This is a genomic window from Pseudomonas oryzihabitans (assembly GCF_032027545.1).
Classification (GTDB): Bacteria; Pseudomonadota; Gammaproteobacteria; order Pseudomonadales; family Pseudomonadaceae; genus Chryseomonas; species Chryseomonas oryzihabitans_F.
In genome coordinates this window covers 78,175-92,207 of record NZ_JAVSJB010000001.1, presented here as the reverse complement: position 1 = coordinate 92,207, position 14,033 = coordinate 78,175, and the positions used below count along the sequence as shown (strand labels likewise).

13 protein-coding genes are annotated in these 14,033 nt (G+C 66.9%); 2 read left to right on the top strand and 11 right to left on the bottom strand.

What is annotated here, in order from left to right:
- Positions 1-149 precede the first annotated feature (149 nt).
- The 6 genes from RND78_RS00425 to RND78_RS00400 are packed head-to-tail and all read right to left on the bottom strand — an operon-like array spanning position 150 to position 7,563.
- On the bottom strand, positions 150-722 hold the full coding sequence (locus RND78_RS00425) for a GNAT family N-acetyltransferase (protein WP_312725111.1): 573 nt from the start codon (positions 720-722) through the stop codon (positions 150-152).
- Entirely contained in the window at positions 719-1,255 is a 537-nt protein-coding gene (locus RND78_RS00420) for a GNAT family N-acetyltransferase (protein ID WP_312725109.1), read from the bottom strand. Before RND78_RS00420 ends, RND78_RS00425 begins: the two co-directional genes overlap by 4 nt.
- Positions 1,252-2,904, bottom strand: coding sequence for a dipeptide ABC transporter ATP-binding protein (locus RND78_RS00415; protein ID WP_312725107.1), 1,653 nt, complete (start codon positions 2,902-2,904; stop codon positions 1,252-1,254). The genes RND78_RS00420 and RND78_RS00415 overlap by 4 nt, the downstream gene beginning before the upstream one ends.
- On the bottom strand, positions 2,901-4,358 hold the full coding sequence (locus RND78_RS00410) for an ABC transporter permease (protein ID WP_312725105.1): 1,458 nt from the start codon (positions 4,356-4,358) through the stop codon (positions 2,901-2,903). The genes RND78_RS00415 and RND78_RS00410 overlap by 4 nt, the downstream gene beginning before the upstream one ends.
- 5 nt (positions 4,359-4,363) lie before the next feature.
- Positions 4,364-5,341, bottom strand: a complete 978-nt coding sequence (locus RND78_RS00405; protein WP_312725104.1) for an ABC transporter permease — start codon at positions 5,339-5,341, stop codon at positions 4,364-4,366.
- Positions 5,338-7,563, bottom strand: coding sequence for an ABC transporter substrate-binding protein (locus RND78_RS00400; protein WP_312725101.1), 2,226 nt, complete (start codon positions 7,561-7,563; stop codon positions 5,338-5,340). The genes RND78_RS00405 and RND78_RS00400 overlap by 4 nt, the downstream gene beginning before the upstream one ends.
- 88 nt (positions 7,564-7,651) lie before the next feature.
- Here RND78_RS00400 and RND78_RS00395 point away from each other — a divergent pair, with 88 nt between their 5' ends.
- The gene (locus tag RND78_RS00395) at positions 7,652-8,161 is read left to right on the top strand and encodes a cupin domain-containing protein (protein WP_312725099.1); all 510 of its coding nucleotides are present in this window, start codon (positions 7,652-7,654) and stop codon (positions 8,159-8,161) included.
- Between the two features lie 180 nt (positions 8,162-8,341).
- Here RND78_RS00395 and RND78_RS00390 read toward each other — a convergent pair whose 3' ends face one another.
- The 4 genes from RND78_RS00390 to RND78_RS00375 form a co-directional block, all read right to left on the bottom strand.
- Positions 8,342-8,788 (bottom strand): Hsp20 family protein, encoded by a 447-nt coding sequence (locus RND78_RS00390; RefSeq protein WP_059227389.1) that lies wholly within the window; start codon positions 8,786-8,788, stop codon positions 8,342-8,344.
- A 129-nt stretch (positions 8,789-8,917) separates the two neighbouring features.
- Positions 8,918-9,076 (bottom strand): hypothetical protein, encoded by a 159-nt coding sequence (locus RND78_RS00385; protein ID WP_312725096.1) that lies wholly within the window; start codon positions 9,074-9,076, stop codon positions 8,918-8,920.
- Positions 9,073-9,657, bottom strand: coding sequence for an alpha-ketoglutarate-dependent dioxygenase AlkB (locus RND78_RS00380; RefSeq protein ID WP_312725095.1), 585 nt, complete (start codon positions 9,655-9,657; stop codon positions 9,073-9,075). Before RND78_RS00380 ends, RND78_RS00385 begins: the two co-directional genes overlap by 4 nt.
- A 3-nt stretch (positions 9,658-9,660) precedes the next feature.
- Entirely contained in the window at positions 9,661-9,927 is a 267-nt protein-coding gene (locus tag RND78_RS00375) for an aspartate-semialdehyde dehydrogenase (protein ID WP_312725093.1), read from the bottom strand.
- Positions 9,928-10,033: 106 nt separating this feature from the next.
- On the opposite strand from RND78_RS00375, the gene rapA reads away from it, so the two are divergent.
- The gene (rapA, locus tag RND78_RS00370) at positions 10,034-12,868 is read left to right on the top strand and encodes an RNA polymerase-associated protein RapA (protein WP_312725092.1); all 2,835 of its coding nucleotides are present in this window, start codon (positions 10,034-10,036) and stop codon (positions 12,866-12,868) included.
- A 401-nt stretch (positions 12,869-13,269) separates the two neighbouring features.
- On the opposite strand, the gene dhbA is transcribed toward rapA, so the two are convergent.
- A complete protein-coding gene (dhbA, locus tag RND78_RS00365) occupies positions 13,270-14,025 on the bottom strand; it encodes a 2,3-dihydro-2,3-dihydroxybenzoate dehydrogenase (RefSeq protein ID WP_409457002.1) in 756 nt (251 codons plus the stop codon).
- Positions 14,026-14,033: the final 8 nt, after the last annotated feature.

Below are 14,033 nucleotides of genomic sequence, written 5' to 3'. Positions count from 1 at the left end.
GCCAACTGCGTTGAAAAGGCCTTCGGAATGCTCATTTACCACTCGTAAACTCCGCTTCCTCAGGCCTTTTCGCCTTGCTTGTCTCTAGCTCGCGAGACTTAGAACAGGGTCTGAGGGAAGTCCGGCGGCCAGGTGCCGCCGGTTTTCATTCAGGGGGCGGGACGGACATAGCTGGTGAGCACGTGATCCCGCCAGACGCCATCGATCTCCAGGTAACGGCGCGCCAGCCCCTCGCGTTCGAAGCCAAGGCTCGTCAGCAGGTGGGCACTGCGGGCGTTCTCCGGCAGGTGGTTGGCCATGATGCGATTCAGGCCAAGGTGCTCGATGACGAAGTCCCGCCCCAGGCGGACGGCAGTGCGCATCAGCCCGAGCCCCTGCCAGGTCTCGTCCAGGCCGTAGCCCAGGTAGCAGGCCTGGAAGCCGCCACGCACGATCTGGCTGAAATTCACCGTGCCTATCACCAGAGGTCCCGCGCGCAGGACCAGGCGCAATTCGCTCAGCCCTGGTCCACCCGCGCGATAGGCTGCCCCCTGCCCCTGCCATTGCGCCAGGGTGTAGAAAGCCTCGGAGCGCCGTGGCATCGATTGCGCCAGATGCAGGCGATTGCGCCGGTAGTAGTCGGCCACGGCAGCGGGATCGGCCAGGGTCAGGTCGATCAGCTCCACCGCCTCGGTCACCGCGAAGCGAGGAGGATACTGCAGGGGCACGCTCAGGCTGCTCATCGCGGGGTGTCCGGTGGAAGTTCGTAGACCCAGGTCGCGCAACGTCCGCCGTCGGGGCTCTCGCGATCATCTTGCACTATCCGCACCCGCCGGAAACCGACCCGCTCAGCCAGCCGTTGGCTGGGAATATTGGCAGCCGAGGTGGTGAGATAGAGGCCCGCTGGTCCACGCTGTTCGACGAAATGCCGCAGCGCAGCGGTCATGATGCCCTGGCCGGTATGCAGGCTGTGCATCCAATAGCCGATCTCATAGCGCCGTCCGCCGTCCAGCGGTGTGAGCCCCAGGCAACCGAGCAACTCCTCGCCACGGACCAGGAAGTAACGTTTCTCGCCTTGGGCCAGGGTGAAGGCACCACGGGCGGCGAGCAGGCTATCGCGGGCCTGGGCGACGGTGGTCTGTTCGCGGGCCCAGCCAAGGAAGCGGCGGTGCTCGGCATAGCTCCAGTTCAGCGCTTCGGCGAAGGCCGCGGCCAGGCGAGGCTGCGGCCAGACCAGGTCGAAATCGGCCAGGGCGATGCGCGGCGGAAAGTTCAAGGTATGGTCCCGACATCGAACCGCGGCACGGCGGCCAGCAGGCGCTGGGTCATGGCATGGTGGGGAGCACGCAGCATTTGCTCGGCACTGCCCTGCTCGACGATGCGGCCGCCGTCCATGACCGCAATACGGTCGGCCAGGTATTCGACGACGCCGAAGTTATGGGTGATGAACAGATAGGCCAGGCCCATCTCCGCCTGGAGTTCGCGCAGGAGATCGAGGATCTGCGCCTGCACCGAGACGTCCAGCGCCGAGGTGGGTTCGTCGCAAACCAGCACCTGGGGTTCGACGATCAGCGCCCGGGCGATGGCGATGCGCTGGCGCTGGCCGCCGGAGAACTCATGGGGAAAGCGCTGCAGGGTGTCACCCGGCAGGCCGACCCGCTCCACCAGGACGGCGGCACGGCGCTGGCGCTCGGTAGCGTCCAGCTCCGGGCGCAGGGCCAGCAGCCCCTGCTCCAGGGTGGCGCCGATGCGCATGCGCGGATCGAGGGAGGCGAAGGGGTCCTGGAAGACGATCTGGATCTGCCGCCGCAGCCGTTGCAGGGTGCGTCTATCGGCGCTGAGCAAATCCTCGCCACCGAGATGAGCGCTGCCCTGGATGCGTGGACCGTCGAGCAGCCGCAGCAGCGCCTTGCCGGTGGTGGTCTTGCCGCAGCCGGATTCACCCAGCAGCGCCAGGGTCTCGCCGGCGTGCAGGTCGAAGGTCACGCCATCCACTGCCTTGACCCAGTCGCGGGTCCGCCCCCAGGCGCCACGGCGGATCGGATAGTGTACCGCCAGTTCGCACACCTCCAGCAGCCGCTCACCCGGCCGCCGCTCGGGCAAGGTACGCGGCGTACCGGCCAGGCTCTGACCACGCTTGGCGAAGGTGGGGATGGCGGCGAACAACTCTCGGGCATAGGGATGCCGGGGCGCCCTGAAGAACTCGGCTGCCGGGGCGCTCTCGACGATCTCGCCATGGCGCATCAGGGCCACGTGATGGGCCACCTGGCGCACCACGGCCAGGTCATGGGTGATCAGCAGGATGGCCATGCCCAATTCGCGCTGGATATCGGCGAGCAGGTTGAGGATCTGCGCCTGGACGGTGACGTCCAGCGCCGTGGTGGGCTCGTCGGCGATCAGCAGGTCCGGTTCGGCGGCCAACGCCAGGGCGATCATGATGCGTTGCTTCTGGCCACCGGAGAACTGGAAGGGATAGTCGTCGATTCGCCGCTCCGGCTCGGGGATACCGACCCGGCGCAACCACTCCACCACCTTGGCACGAACGGCGGCGCCGCGCAGCGGGGTGTGGGCACGCAGCGTCTCCTCGATCTGCTCACCGACGCGCATCACCGGATTCAGGCTGGTGGCGGGCTCCTGGAAGATGGTGCCGATGCGCCCACCGCGCAGTTCGCGCAGACGGCGCTCCGGCAGACGGTGCAGATCGGTACCGGCCAGTAGCGCCGCGCCCTGGGTGATGCCCAGCGACGGGGGCAGCAGCCGCAGCAGCGAAAGCGCCGTGACGCTCTTGCCGCTGCCGGATTCGCCCACCAGGGCAAAGGTCTCCCCTTGGGCGATTGCCAGGGCCAGGCCCTTGACCGCCTGGCGGGTACCCTCCTCGCCGTCGACCAGGATCTCCAGGTCGCGAATCTCCAGCACCGGCTTCATGGCTGCACCTCACCCTGGCCAGGGCGGCGTCGGAGCCAGGCCGAGCGCAAGCGGCGACTGCGCGGATCGAAGGCGTCGCGTACCGCATCGGCGAACAGATTGGCCGCCAGCACCAGGGCCAGCATGAAGGCGAAGGCGCTGAGCAGATTCCACCAGATCATCGGCGTTCGCGACATCTCGGTGCGGGCGTCGTTGATCATGGAGCCGAAGGAATTCATGGTCGGGTCGACGCCGATGCCCAGGTAGGACAGCACCGCCTCGTAGAGCACCAGGCTGGAGAATTCCAGGGTCAGGGTGATGAGCACCAGGTAGAAGACGTTGGGCAGCAGATGCCGGCGCAGGATGGTGAAATGGGAAACACCGAAGGCCCGCGCCGCCTGCACATATTCCAGCTCGCGCAACTTGAGCGCCTCGGCGCGCAGCAGGCGGCAGAGGCCGGCCCAGCCGGTGAGGCCGAGGATCAGGCAGAGCATGAAGAGGCGCAGGTCGGCCCGCGCCGCGCCGGTGTCGAACAACTCGGGGTGGCGGTCGATAAACACCTGCATCATCAGCACGCAGGCGGCCACCAGCAGCACCCCGGGAATGGAGGTCAGGGTGGTGTAGAGGTAGGTGATGACGTCATCCACCCGGCCCTTGAAGTACCCGGCGGCCAGGCCGAAGCCGATGGCCGGCGGCAGCATGGCGAGGGTGGTCAGGCTGCCGATGACGAAGGCGGTGCGGATGCTCTTGAGCGACTGATAGAGGACATCGTTGCCGGTGCTGTCGGTGCCCAGTACGTGGTAACCACTGGCCAGGCCGATCACGCTGCCGGTCACCAGGCAGACGCCCAGCCAGGTCAGCAGGATGGCGCGCCAGGGCGTGGCGGCATGGCCACGGAGGATGAGCCCGCAGCGTGCAGTGAAGCTACCGGCCTCGCGCAGCCGGGCCGCCGCCAGGGCAGCGCTGGCCAGGGCGACGGCAAGCCCGCCGAGCAGGCCCAGCGCCAGGCGCCGCAACACGTCGCCCCGCCATTCGCTCGCGGGATCGCCCAGGGTGGTGCCGGCATGCTTGAGGCGCGGGAAGTCCCGCAGTGGCTTGCCGTCGGCGGTGGTGCCCAGGGTTTCCTTGGTGAACTGGTGGGTAGCGAGCGGCGCGGAATAGGTCTTCTCGCGCTGGGTAAGGCTGGTGTCGGCCAGCAGGCCATCCAGGGCCGAGAGCACCGTGGGGGAATAGACCGGCGCCGTGGCCCCGGGCACGGGCGGCAATTGCGGTCGATAATGCACCGAATCCAGCAGGGCGATAGCGACGAAGCTGGCCAGCACCACGGCCGCGCTCATCGCCGGCGCATCCTGCAACACCCGGCGCCAACTGGCACGCAAGGCGGGTTGGCGGCGGGCACGCCAGGCGTAGACCAGGGTACCGGCCACCAGCAGGTAGAGGGCGAGATCGGTCCAGAGCAAGACGAAGGTCGGCATGGCAGCTACTCGAAACGGACGCGCGGATCGGCGAGGGTGTAGGACAGGTCCGCCAGGATCAGCCCAATGATGTAGAGCACCGAGCCCAGGAACACCATGGTGCGCACCACGGCGAAGTCCTGGCCGTTGATGGCGTCGATGGTGTAGCTACCCAGGCCCGGGATGCCGAAGAAGGACTCGGCGATCAGGCTGCCCATGATCAGCAGCGGAATGGCCGAGACCACCCCGGTGAGGATCGGCAGCGCCGCATTGCGCAGTACATGGCGCAACAGCACCTGGCGCTCGGCCAGGCCCTTGGCGCGAGCGGTGCGCACATAGTCCTTGCCGATCTCCTCGAGGAACAGCGCGCGATAGAAGCGCGCCTGGCTGCCCAGCCCGGAAATCACCGCCACCAGCACCGGCAGCACCAGGAAGCGCAGCAGGTTCCAACCCTCCTCGTAGCCGGAATAGGGCACCAGGCGCAGGATCTTCGCGAACAGCCACTGGCCAGCGATGATGTAGAACAGCGAAGAGATCGACAGCAGCAGCACGCAGAGCACCACGCCCCAGAAGTCCAGGCGCGTGGCGCGGAAGAACACCAGCAGCAGGGCGAAGCCGACGCTGGCCACCAAGCCAAGGATGAAGGTCGGCAGGGCCAGCGCCAGGCTCGGCCCGGCGCGCTCGGCGATCTCCCGGCCGATGTCGCGGCCGCTATCGGAGGTGCCGAAGTCGAACATCAGTAGGCTGACCGACCGCTCGAAGAAGAGCGTATCGGTGAAACTCTCCACCCCTGCACGGGTGGTATTGATGAGCAGCGGCTTGTCGTAGCCGTGCTCCGCCTTCCAATCCTCGATGGCCTCGGCGGTGACGTACTTGCCGCCGATGGCCAGGCGCGCCATGTCGTCCGGGGTGTTGACGGTGAAGAACAGCACGAAGGTCAGCAGATTCACGCCGATCAGGATGAGCACACCATAGGCCAGGCGCCGCAGCAGATAGCCGATCATGGCCGTTCCTCCCCTGCCGAACTGCCAAAGGCGGTCTGCCGCTCACGGCGTTTGAGGATGTGCCAGGCCGGCCACACCAGCAGCAGTGCCAGCCCCAACAGCAACCACAGCGGCCAGAGCACCGGCTGGTTCCACTCCAGCACCTTGCGCTCGCGCAGGGCCGGGTCCAGGCGCAAGTAGCGCAGTTGGTCGCGCACCATCTGGGTCGGTTTGGCGTTGTAGACCCACTGTTGGTAGGCCCCCCCGGAGAGCGGATTCCAACCGAACAGCCAGGGCGCGTCCTGCTGCACGATGGCCACCATGCGCCGGATCAGAGCGACCTTTTCCGGACCGTCGTCGAGACTCTTCATCTGTTCGAACAGCCGGTCGAACTCGGGGTTGCTGTAATTGCCGGCATTTTCGCCGCCATGCTTGGCCTTGCCCTGGAGTCCGTAGAAGAGGAAGAGGAAGTTCTCGGCATCGGGATAGTCCGCATTCCAGCCCCAGAAGAACAGCTGCGCCGCGCCCTTGCGCATCTTGTCCTGGAATCTGTTGTAGTCGGTGCCGCGCAATTCCAGCTGGATGCCCAGCTTGGCGGTCTGCTGGCGCATCCAGTCGAACATGGCACTGTCGCCACTGCTCTGGGCATCGTACTGCAGGATCAGCGGCCGGCCGCTCTTGGCGTCGCGACCGTCGGGATAGCCGGCTTCGGCGAGCAGGCGTCTGGCCTCTTCGATGGGCCGCCGCTCGGGCTTGCCATCCACCAGCTTATAGACCACCGGGTTGCTACCCGCGGGGGGCGCCTCGTAGCCCAGCACTCCAGGCGGCAGCGGCCCGTTGGCGACCAGGCCGTTACCGTTGAGGAAGACGGTGATGTAGCTCTCCCAGTCGAAGGCGATGGACAGCGCCTGGCGCAACTTGCGATTGCGCTCCTGCTGATCGGGCGTGGCGCCCTGCCCCACCACCGGGTCCAGCCAGTTGAAGCCCAGGTACCAGTTGGAGGCCTCCACCGCCGTGGGCAGCTTGAGACCGCGCTCGCGATAGAGTTCGGCGGAATCGGCCGAGTCGCCGGCACGGGTGCGCAGGGCCACGCCGTATTCGCCGCGCTCGATCTGGGGGGCGTCGTAGTAGCCCTGGATGAACTTGCCCATCAGCGGCACGCCTTCCTTTTCCAGGCTGAACACCGCCCGGTCGATCAGGGGCATGGGCTGGCCGCAGTCGTCCAGCCGGCCCTGTTCGCGATCACCGGGCTCACCCTCGCAAGGATAGGGATCGGCGTGATAGTTGGGATTGCGCTCCAGCACGTGGCGACGGTTGGGAATGGACTCGGCCAGGCGATAGGGCCCGGTGCCTACCGGCCAGCTGTTGAGGCTGAGATTGTGCTCCGCCATGCCGGGCTGGCTGTAGAAGCGCTCCGCCTCCCAGGGCACCGGCGCGGCGAAGGTCATGGCCAGCCAATAGTTGAACTGGGGATACTTGCCGATCACCCGCAGCCTCAGGGTGTGGTCATCCAGCACCTCAACGCCGGGCAGGTCGCCCTGGCGCAGGTCCAGCCAGGGTAGCGGCGCGCCCTTGGGCAGGTTGGCCCGCAGGGCCTTGTCGGCGGCGCGCAGGCCATCGCCGAAGGCCTGCATGCCGACCAGGTGCTCGGCGAAGATGGCGTAGCTGGGTGAGACCAGGCGTGGACTGGCCAGCCGGCGCAGGCCATAGGCGTAGTCGGCGGCGGTCAGGGCGCGGCTGTCGGTCTCGGGGAAGTCGGGAATCTGGTAACGATCGGCCAGATCCTCGGGCTTGATCGGGAAGTAACGATAATTGCCCTGGGCATCGCGGGCGAAGGCCGGATGGGGCGCGTAGCGGGCGTCCCGGCGGATAGGGATGTCGTAGACGCTCTGGGCGATCCGTTCCGGCGGCGCATCGTCCGGCAGCCGCCGGCCCTGGGCGTCCAGGTAATAGGGCGCGACCACCCGCTCGGCGCCACGCGGGATCAGCTCGTAGGGTCGTTTGAAATAGTGGTAGCCGTAGAGCGGCTCATAGATGTTGTAGGTGAAGTTGGTCTCGTCGCCAGAATAGGAACTGGCCGGATCGAGGTACTTCGGCGAACGGGTGGTGAAGGCGGTATAGAGGGTATTCTGACCCTCGGCCCCGGCGCGGTACGGGCTGTTGATCGGCGTGTCGCTTGGCGAGCAGCCACCGAGCAGCGCCAGGCTCAGCAGCGCGAGGAGTTGTCTGGACAGTCTGGGCATCGCGTTCCTGCACCGATGGATACCTGAGGCGGCAGCATCCGCCCAAGCGGCTAAGCTTGAGCTATTTTCCCGCGAGGCGCAGCACCCCATGCAATCCCGGAAAGATTTCGACAAGATCGTCCACTGGTCCCGGCTCCAGGCTCCCGAAGGCCCCGGCTATCCGGACAGCGACGAGTGCTTTTCCCTGGGCGCCGCCTTCGGCCGCCACTTCGGCTTCGCTCGCCTGGGCATCCATCACGAGCTGCTACCACCCGGCCGCCGCACCTCGCGGCCCCACGCGGAAGCTACCGAGGACGAATTCATCTACGTGATCTCAGGCCACCCCACCGCCTGGATCGACGGCCATGCCCATCGACTCAAGCCGGGTGACGGTGTGGGTTTCAAGGCCGGCGACGGCGTCGCCCACACCTTCATCAACGAGACCGACGAGCCGGTGGAATTGCTGGTGGTGGGTGATATGAGTCGTCCGGACAATCGGCTGCACTACCCGCTGCATCCGGAATTCACCGAGAGCCTGGGTGACAAGCAGTGGCGGGACTGTCCGCAGCGAGCCCTGGGGCCGCATCCAGGGCGGCATGCCCCTGAGCTTGAGAAATAGCCCGCCGCAACGGCTTTCGCGGGCAGCCTCCACGTGGAAACGCTGCGCGGCTTTCCACGCTACGCCAGGCTCGCCATTGGCGCCCCCTCTCCCCTTGGGAGAGGGCCGGGGTGAGGGCTGCCCCAAACGAAGAAGCCCCAGCACGGGGCTGGGGCTTTCCTTGGCAGGACGCCTGGACGATCAGTGGTCCAGGGCCGGGCGCTGGCCGGCAATGGCGATGCGCTTGGGCTTGGCTTCTTCCGGGACCACCCGTACCAACTCGATGCTCAGCAGGCCATGCTTGAGATCGGCGCCTTTCACCTCGATATGGTCGGCGAGGCGGAAGGACAGCTTGAAGGCACGTTGGGCGATGCCTTGGTGCAGGAAGGTCACGCTCTCGGCGCTGTTTTCGCGCCGGCCACCCTTGACGGTGAGCACGCCACGCTCGACTTCGATTTCCAGGTCATCCTCCTGGAGACCGGCGGCGGCGATCACGATGCGATACTGGTCGTCACCGTGCTTCTCGACGTTGTAGGGTGGATAGGAGCTGCCAGCGTCGTTGCGCAGCGCGGATTCGAACAGGTCGTTGAACCGGTCGAAGCCGACGGAATGACGGAACAGCGGAGCCAGGGATAGTACGTTGCTCATGGTGAATCTCCTGATAGGTTCAGCAAGTTTCGGTATTGCCTGCGGGACCCGACTTCGGCATCCCGCACGAACCTAGATAGGAATTCGCCAAAAAATTTCAAGGGCGAAACCCGACGAACGGTAGTACCCCTAGCTCTTCTTCGGCTTGCGCTTTTTCTTCTTGGCCTTGGCCAGCGGCAGCGCCTGCTCGAAGGCCGAACGGACCTCCTGCAGGCGGCGCTCCTTGAGGTCGTGGATGCGCTTGCCGCGTTCGGTGGTGAAGTCGATGAGATTGCTGTCGTCGCTCATGTCACTATCCGGCGAAAGGTGAGATTCAGCCGCAGCCCGCTGGCTCTGCGGGTCTTGGCGATCTGATGCTGCCAATGATGCTGGGTCGCGCCGGCCATGACCAGCAGGCTGCCGTGCCCGAGTTCCAGGGAATGGCCGATGCGGCTGGTGCCCTTGCGGCGAAAGTCGAAGCGCCGCGCAGCGCCCAGGTTTAGCGAGGCGATCAGTGGATTGGCGCCGAGACTGGTCTCGTCATCGCTGTGCCAGCCCATGGAGTCCTGGCCATCGCCGTAGCGATTGAGCAGCACACCATTGAAGGCCTGGCCGCAGGCCGCCTCGACCGCCGCGCGGATCTCCTCCAGCAAGGGTGTCCAGGGCAAGGCCGCGTGGTCCAGGCCGGCGTAGCCGTAGACTACCCCGGGATCGGCGTACCAGGCGACCTGCCGCGGCACCGGGTGCCAGCGGTTGAACACCCGCACCTGCGGCTGGGTCCAGGGGGTTTCGGCCTCCAGCCGCTGCAGCCAGGCGTCGGCTCGTTCCGGCGGTAGCCACTGGGGGTGGAAGTCCAACTCGGCGTCGTCCAGCTCGGGAATACCGACCATGGGCTAGACGCGCAGATCCACCTGGGCGCCCACCTGCTCGGGCTCTTCCAGCACCTGGGCGCGCTCGGCACCGAGGCCCTGGCGCAGGGCTTCGCGCTGACGGCGCCGCCGGCGGGCCTCGCGATCCAGGGTGGCCTCGTCTTCCAGGGGGGCATGGGCCGTCTCGGCCGCCGGTTCCACGGGTGCCACCGGGGCCACGGGTGGGCGTACCGGGGCCGGGTCCAACTGGTTCGGCGGGGTCACACCAAGGGGTGGAATGATGGGGATCATGACGGGCACCTCGAATTTAGCGGCCTGCGGCAAACAGCAGGTTGGGCTTATGACTCCGCTTTGGCTAAAATAGCCGGCTTTTTGATAGCAGGGGAGAGGCTTCTACATGGCGTCACATCAACCGGGACAACGCTGGATCAGTGACAGCGAGGCCGAACTGGGCCTGGGAACCATCCTGGCCCTGGACGGCCGCCTGCTCACGGTGCTCTATCCAGCCACCGGTGAGACGCGCCAGTATGCCCAGCGCAATGCGCCCCTGACCCGGGTGCGCTTCGCGCCGGGCGACGAGGTGACCCATTTCGAGGGCTGGAAGCTCACCGTGCGGGAGGTCTCCGAAGAGGACGGCCTGCTGACCTACCACGGCTTCACCGCCGAGCGCGAGGCACGCAGCGTGCCCGAGGCCCAGCTGTCGAACTTCATCCAGTTCCGCCTGGCCAGCGACCGCCTGTTCGCCGGGCAGATCGATCCCCTGCCCTGGTTCGGCCTGCGCTATCACACCCACGAGCACCGCAACCGGCTCTTGCAATCCAGCCTCTGGGGCCTGGGCGGCGCCCGCGCCCAGCCCATCCCGCACCAGCTGCACATCGCCCGCAGCGTGGCCGACCGGGTCGCGCCGCGCGTCTTGCTGGCCGACGAAGTGGGCCTAGGCAAGACCATCGAAGCCGGCCTGGTGATCCATCGCCAGCTGCTCAGCGGTCGTGCCAGCCGCGTGCTGATCCTGGTGCCGGAGAATCTCCAGCACCAATGGCTGGTGGAGATGCGCCGCCGCTTCAACCTGGAAGTGGCGCTGTTCGACGCCGAGCGATTCATGGCCAGCGAAGACGGCAATCCCTTCGAGGACGCCCAGCTCGCTCTGGTCTCCCTGGACTGGCTGGTACGCGACGAAAAGGCCCAGGATGCCGCCTTCGCCGCCGGCTGGGACCTGCTGGTGGTCGACGAGGCCCACCACCTGGTCTGGCACCCCGAGGGCGCCAGCCGCGAGTACAGCCTGGTCGAGCAACTGGGCGAGGTCATCCCCGGCGTGCTGCTGCTCACCGCTACCCCCGAGCAACTGGGCCAGGACAGCCACTTCGCCCGGCTGCGCCTGCTCGACCCCAGCCGCTTCCATGACTTCGCCGCCTTCCAGCAGGAGTCCCAGCACTACCGCCCGGTGGCCGAAGCCGTGCAGCAACTGCTCGACGCCGGCGCCCTGAGCCCGGCTGCCCAGGACGCCATCGGTGGCTTCCTCGGCCAGGAAGGCGAGACCCTATTGGCTGCTGCTGCAGCCGGCGATGCCGACGCCCGTGCCCGCCTGGTGCGCGAGCTGCTGGATCGCCACGGCACCGGCCGGGTGCTGTTCCGCAATACCCGCGCCGCGGTCAAGGGCTTCCCCGAGCGCGAGCTCCACGCCCACGCCCTGCCCTTCCCGGATGCCTACCTGGACGAGGGCGTGATGCCCGGCCAGTCACTGCAGCCGGAAACCGAATTCGCCCCGGAAGACGACGACGACCGCTGGTGGCGCCACGACGGCCGCGTCGAATGGCTGATAGACACCCTCAAGGCGATCAAGCCGCACAAGGTGCTGGTCATTTGCGCACGCATGGAAACCGCGCTGGATCTGGAAGACGCCCTGCGGCTGAAGTCCGGTATTCCGGCCACGGTGTTCCATGAGGGCATGAGCATCCTCGAACGCGACCGCGCCGCCGCCTACTTCGCCGACGAGGAATTCGGCGCCCAGGTGCTGATCTGCTCCGAGATCGGTAGTGAAGGCCGTAACTTCCAGTTCGCCCATCACCTGGTGCTGTTCGACCTGCCGGCCCACCCGGACCTGCTGGAACAGCGCATCGGCCGCCTGGACCGGATCGGCCAGCGCTACACCATCCAGCTGCACGTGCCCTATCTCGAAGGCAGCCGCCAGGAGCGGCAGTTCCAGTGGTACCACCAGGCGCTGAACGCCTTCCTGGCTACCTCGCCGACCGGCAGCGCCCTGCAGGCACGCTTCGCCAACGAGCTGGAGCAGCAGCTGGCCGGTGGCGACGATGCCGCCTGGCAGGCCCTGCTGGAACAGGGCGCCCAGGCACGCGCCGCCCTGGAGACCGAGCTGCACAATGGTCGCGACCGCCTGCTGGAACTCAATTCCTCGGGTGCCGGTGCGGGCGAGCAACTGGTCGAGGACATCCTCGAACAGGACGACCAATTCGCCCTGCCGATGTACATGGAAGAGCTGTTCAACGCCTTCGGCATCGACAGCGAAGACCACTCGGACAACGCCCTCATCCTCAAGCCCAGCGAGAAGATGCTCGACGCCGGCTTCCCCCTGGGCAACGACGAAGGCGTGACCATCACCTATGACCGCAACGTGGCCCTGGTCCGCGAGGACATGCAATTCCTGACCTGGGAACATCCCATGGCCCAGGGCGGCATGGACCTGGTGCTGTCCGGCTCCATGGGCAACACCGCGGTGGCGCTGATCAAGAACAAGGCGCTCAAGCCGGGCACCGTGTTGCTGGAGCTGATCTACGTCAGCGAGGCGGTGGCGCCGCGCGCCCTGCAACTGGGTCGCTACCTGCCGCCGCTGGCGATCCGCTGCCTGCTGGACGCCAACGGCAACGACCTGGCCGCCCGGGTGGCCTTCGAGACCCTCAACGACCAGTTGGAAAGCGTGCCGCGCACCAGCGCCAACAAGTTCGTCCAGGCCCAGCGCGACTCCCTGGCCAAGCTGATCGGTGGCGGCGAAGACAAGGCCCTCCCCCGCCACGAGGAGCGCGTCGCCAAAGCCCGCGAGGCCTATCTGTCGGGGATGGACGAGGAAATCGCCCGCCTGGAAGCCCTGCGCGCGGTCAACTCCAGCGTCCGCCAGGACGAGATCGACCGCCTGCGCCAGCAGCGCGAAGAAGGCCTGACCTATCTGGACAAGGCTTCGCTGCGGCTGGAAGCCATTCGGGTGTTGGTGGCGGGCTAAAGAGCGTTGATGCCGGGGCTTGGTTGACAAGCTCCCGGCGACTCCAATCGCGGCCAGGGGCCGCTCCTACGAGAGCATCGTTGCCTGTAGGAGCGGCCCATGGCCTCGATTGGTTTCATGACAATGCCCTGCATGGTGACGGGGTTGGCCAGGTCCGTAGCGTGGAAAACGGCGCAGCCTTTTCCACTGATATTTCTTGGTTCGAGGGCGCCCTCACCCCAACCTTCTCCCGAGGGGAGAGGGAGCTATCCGAGCGAGCGCTCCGCTTCATCAGCCCCGGCAAGCTCGTGATCGATCACCGCGCCCAGTCTTAGGTTGGGTTGAGACGGCTCCATCGTCGAAGCCCAACGGACGGACGCGAACCCACCGCGCTGGCGCTCAACCCAACCTACGCAAGACCCTCAAGCCGCCAAGGTCGCCCCACCGTCCACCACGATGTCCTGCATGGTGATATGGCTGGCCAGGTCCGAGGCCAGGAACAGCACGGTGTTGGCGATCTCGTCGGGCTGGGCGATCTTGCGCAGCGGGATGCCCAGCTTGAAGTCTTCCGGCAGGCCGTCCACCAGCCGCTGATAGCCCTCGGGCGAGCCGAGCATGCCGGCCAGCATGGGCGTCGCCGTGGAGCCCGGCGAGACCACGTTGCAACGTACCCCAGACCCCGCCAGCTCCAGGGCCACGCAGTGGCTCAGGGAGACCAGCGCCGCCTTGGAGGTGCAGTAGCCGGCCATCTGCAGGCGTGGCACGTGGGCGGCATTGGAAGCAATGTTGACGATGGCGCCCCGGCCCTGGGCCTTGAACAGCGGCACCAGCTGGCGGAACAGGTAGAAGGGCCCGGAGACGTTGACGTCCAGCAGCGCCTGCCAGTCGTCCAGGCTCAGGCTGTCACTGGTGCCCAGGCGCAGCACGCCGGCACCATTGACCAGCACGTCCAGGCGCCGTTCTTCCGCCAGCAGCCCCTGGCAGACCTCCTCCACCTGGGCCGCGTCGGCGACGTCCAGCTGCTGGGTGCGAAAGGGATAGTCGCTCTCGGCGAACTGCCGGTCGAGACCGATCACCTCGGCGCCCGCGGCCTGGAAGCGGCGCGCCACCTGTAGGCCGATGCCCTGCCCCGCGCCGGTCACCCAGACGCGCTTGCCGGTGAAATCCAGTTGCGTCATCAGGAGAT

Coding starts and splice junctions, on each gene's coding strand:
- dhbA (WP_409457002.1), bottom strand. CDS start 14,025: ATGACGCAACTGGATTTCACCGGCAAGCGCGTCTGGGTGACCGGCGCG.
- RND78_RS00405 (WP_312725104.1), bottom strand. CDS start 5,341: ATGATCGGCTATCTGCTGCGGCGCCTGGCCTATGGTGTGCTCATCCTG.
- RND78_RS00395 (WP_312725099.1), top strand. CDS start 7,652: ATGCAATCCCGGAAAGATTTCGACAAGATCGTCCACTGGTCCCGGCTC.
- RND78_RS00400 (WP_312725101.1), bottom strand. CDS start 7,563: ATGCCCAGACTGTCCAGACAACTCCTCGCGCTGCTGAGCCTGGCGCTG.
- RND78_RS00390 (WP_059227389.1), bottom strand. CDS start 8,788: ATGAGCAACGTACTATCCCTGGCTCCGCTGTTCCGTCATTCCGTCGGC.
- RND78_RS00380 (WP_312725095.1), bottom strand. CDS start 9,657: ATGGTCGGTATTCCCGAGCTGGACGACGCCGAGTTGGACTTCCACCCC.
- RND78_RS00410 (WP_312725105.1), bottom strand. CDS start 4,358: ATGCCGACCTTCGTCTTGCTCTGGACCGATCTCGCCCTCTACCTGCTG.
- RND78_RS00415 (WP_312725107.1), bottom strand. CDS start 2,904: ATGAAGCCGGTGCTGGAGATTCGCGACCTGGAGATCCTGGTCGACGGC.
- RND78_RS00425 (WP_312725111.1), bottom strand. CDS start 722: ATGAGCAGCCTGAGCGTGCCCCTGCAGTATCCTCCTCGCTTCGCGGTG.
- RND78_RS00375 (WP_312725093.1), bottom strand. CDS start 9,927: ATGATCCCCATCATTCCACCCCTTGGTGTGACCCCGCCGAACCAGTTG.
- RND78_RS00385 (WP_312725096.1), bottom strand. CDS start 9,076: ATGAGCGACGACAGCAATCTCATCGACTTCACCACCGAACGCGGCAAG.
- rapA (WP_312725092.1), top strand. CDS start 10,034: ATGGCGTCACATCAACCGGGACAACGCTGGATCAGTGACAGCGAGGCC.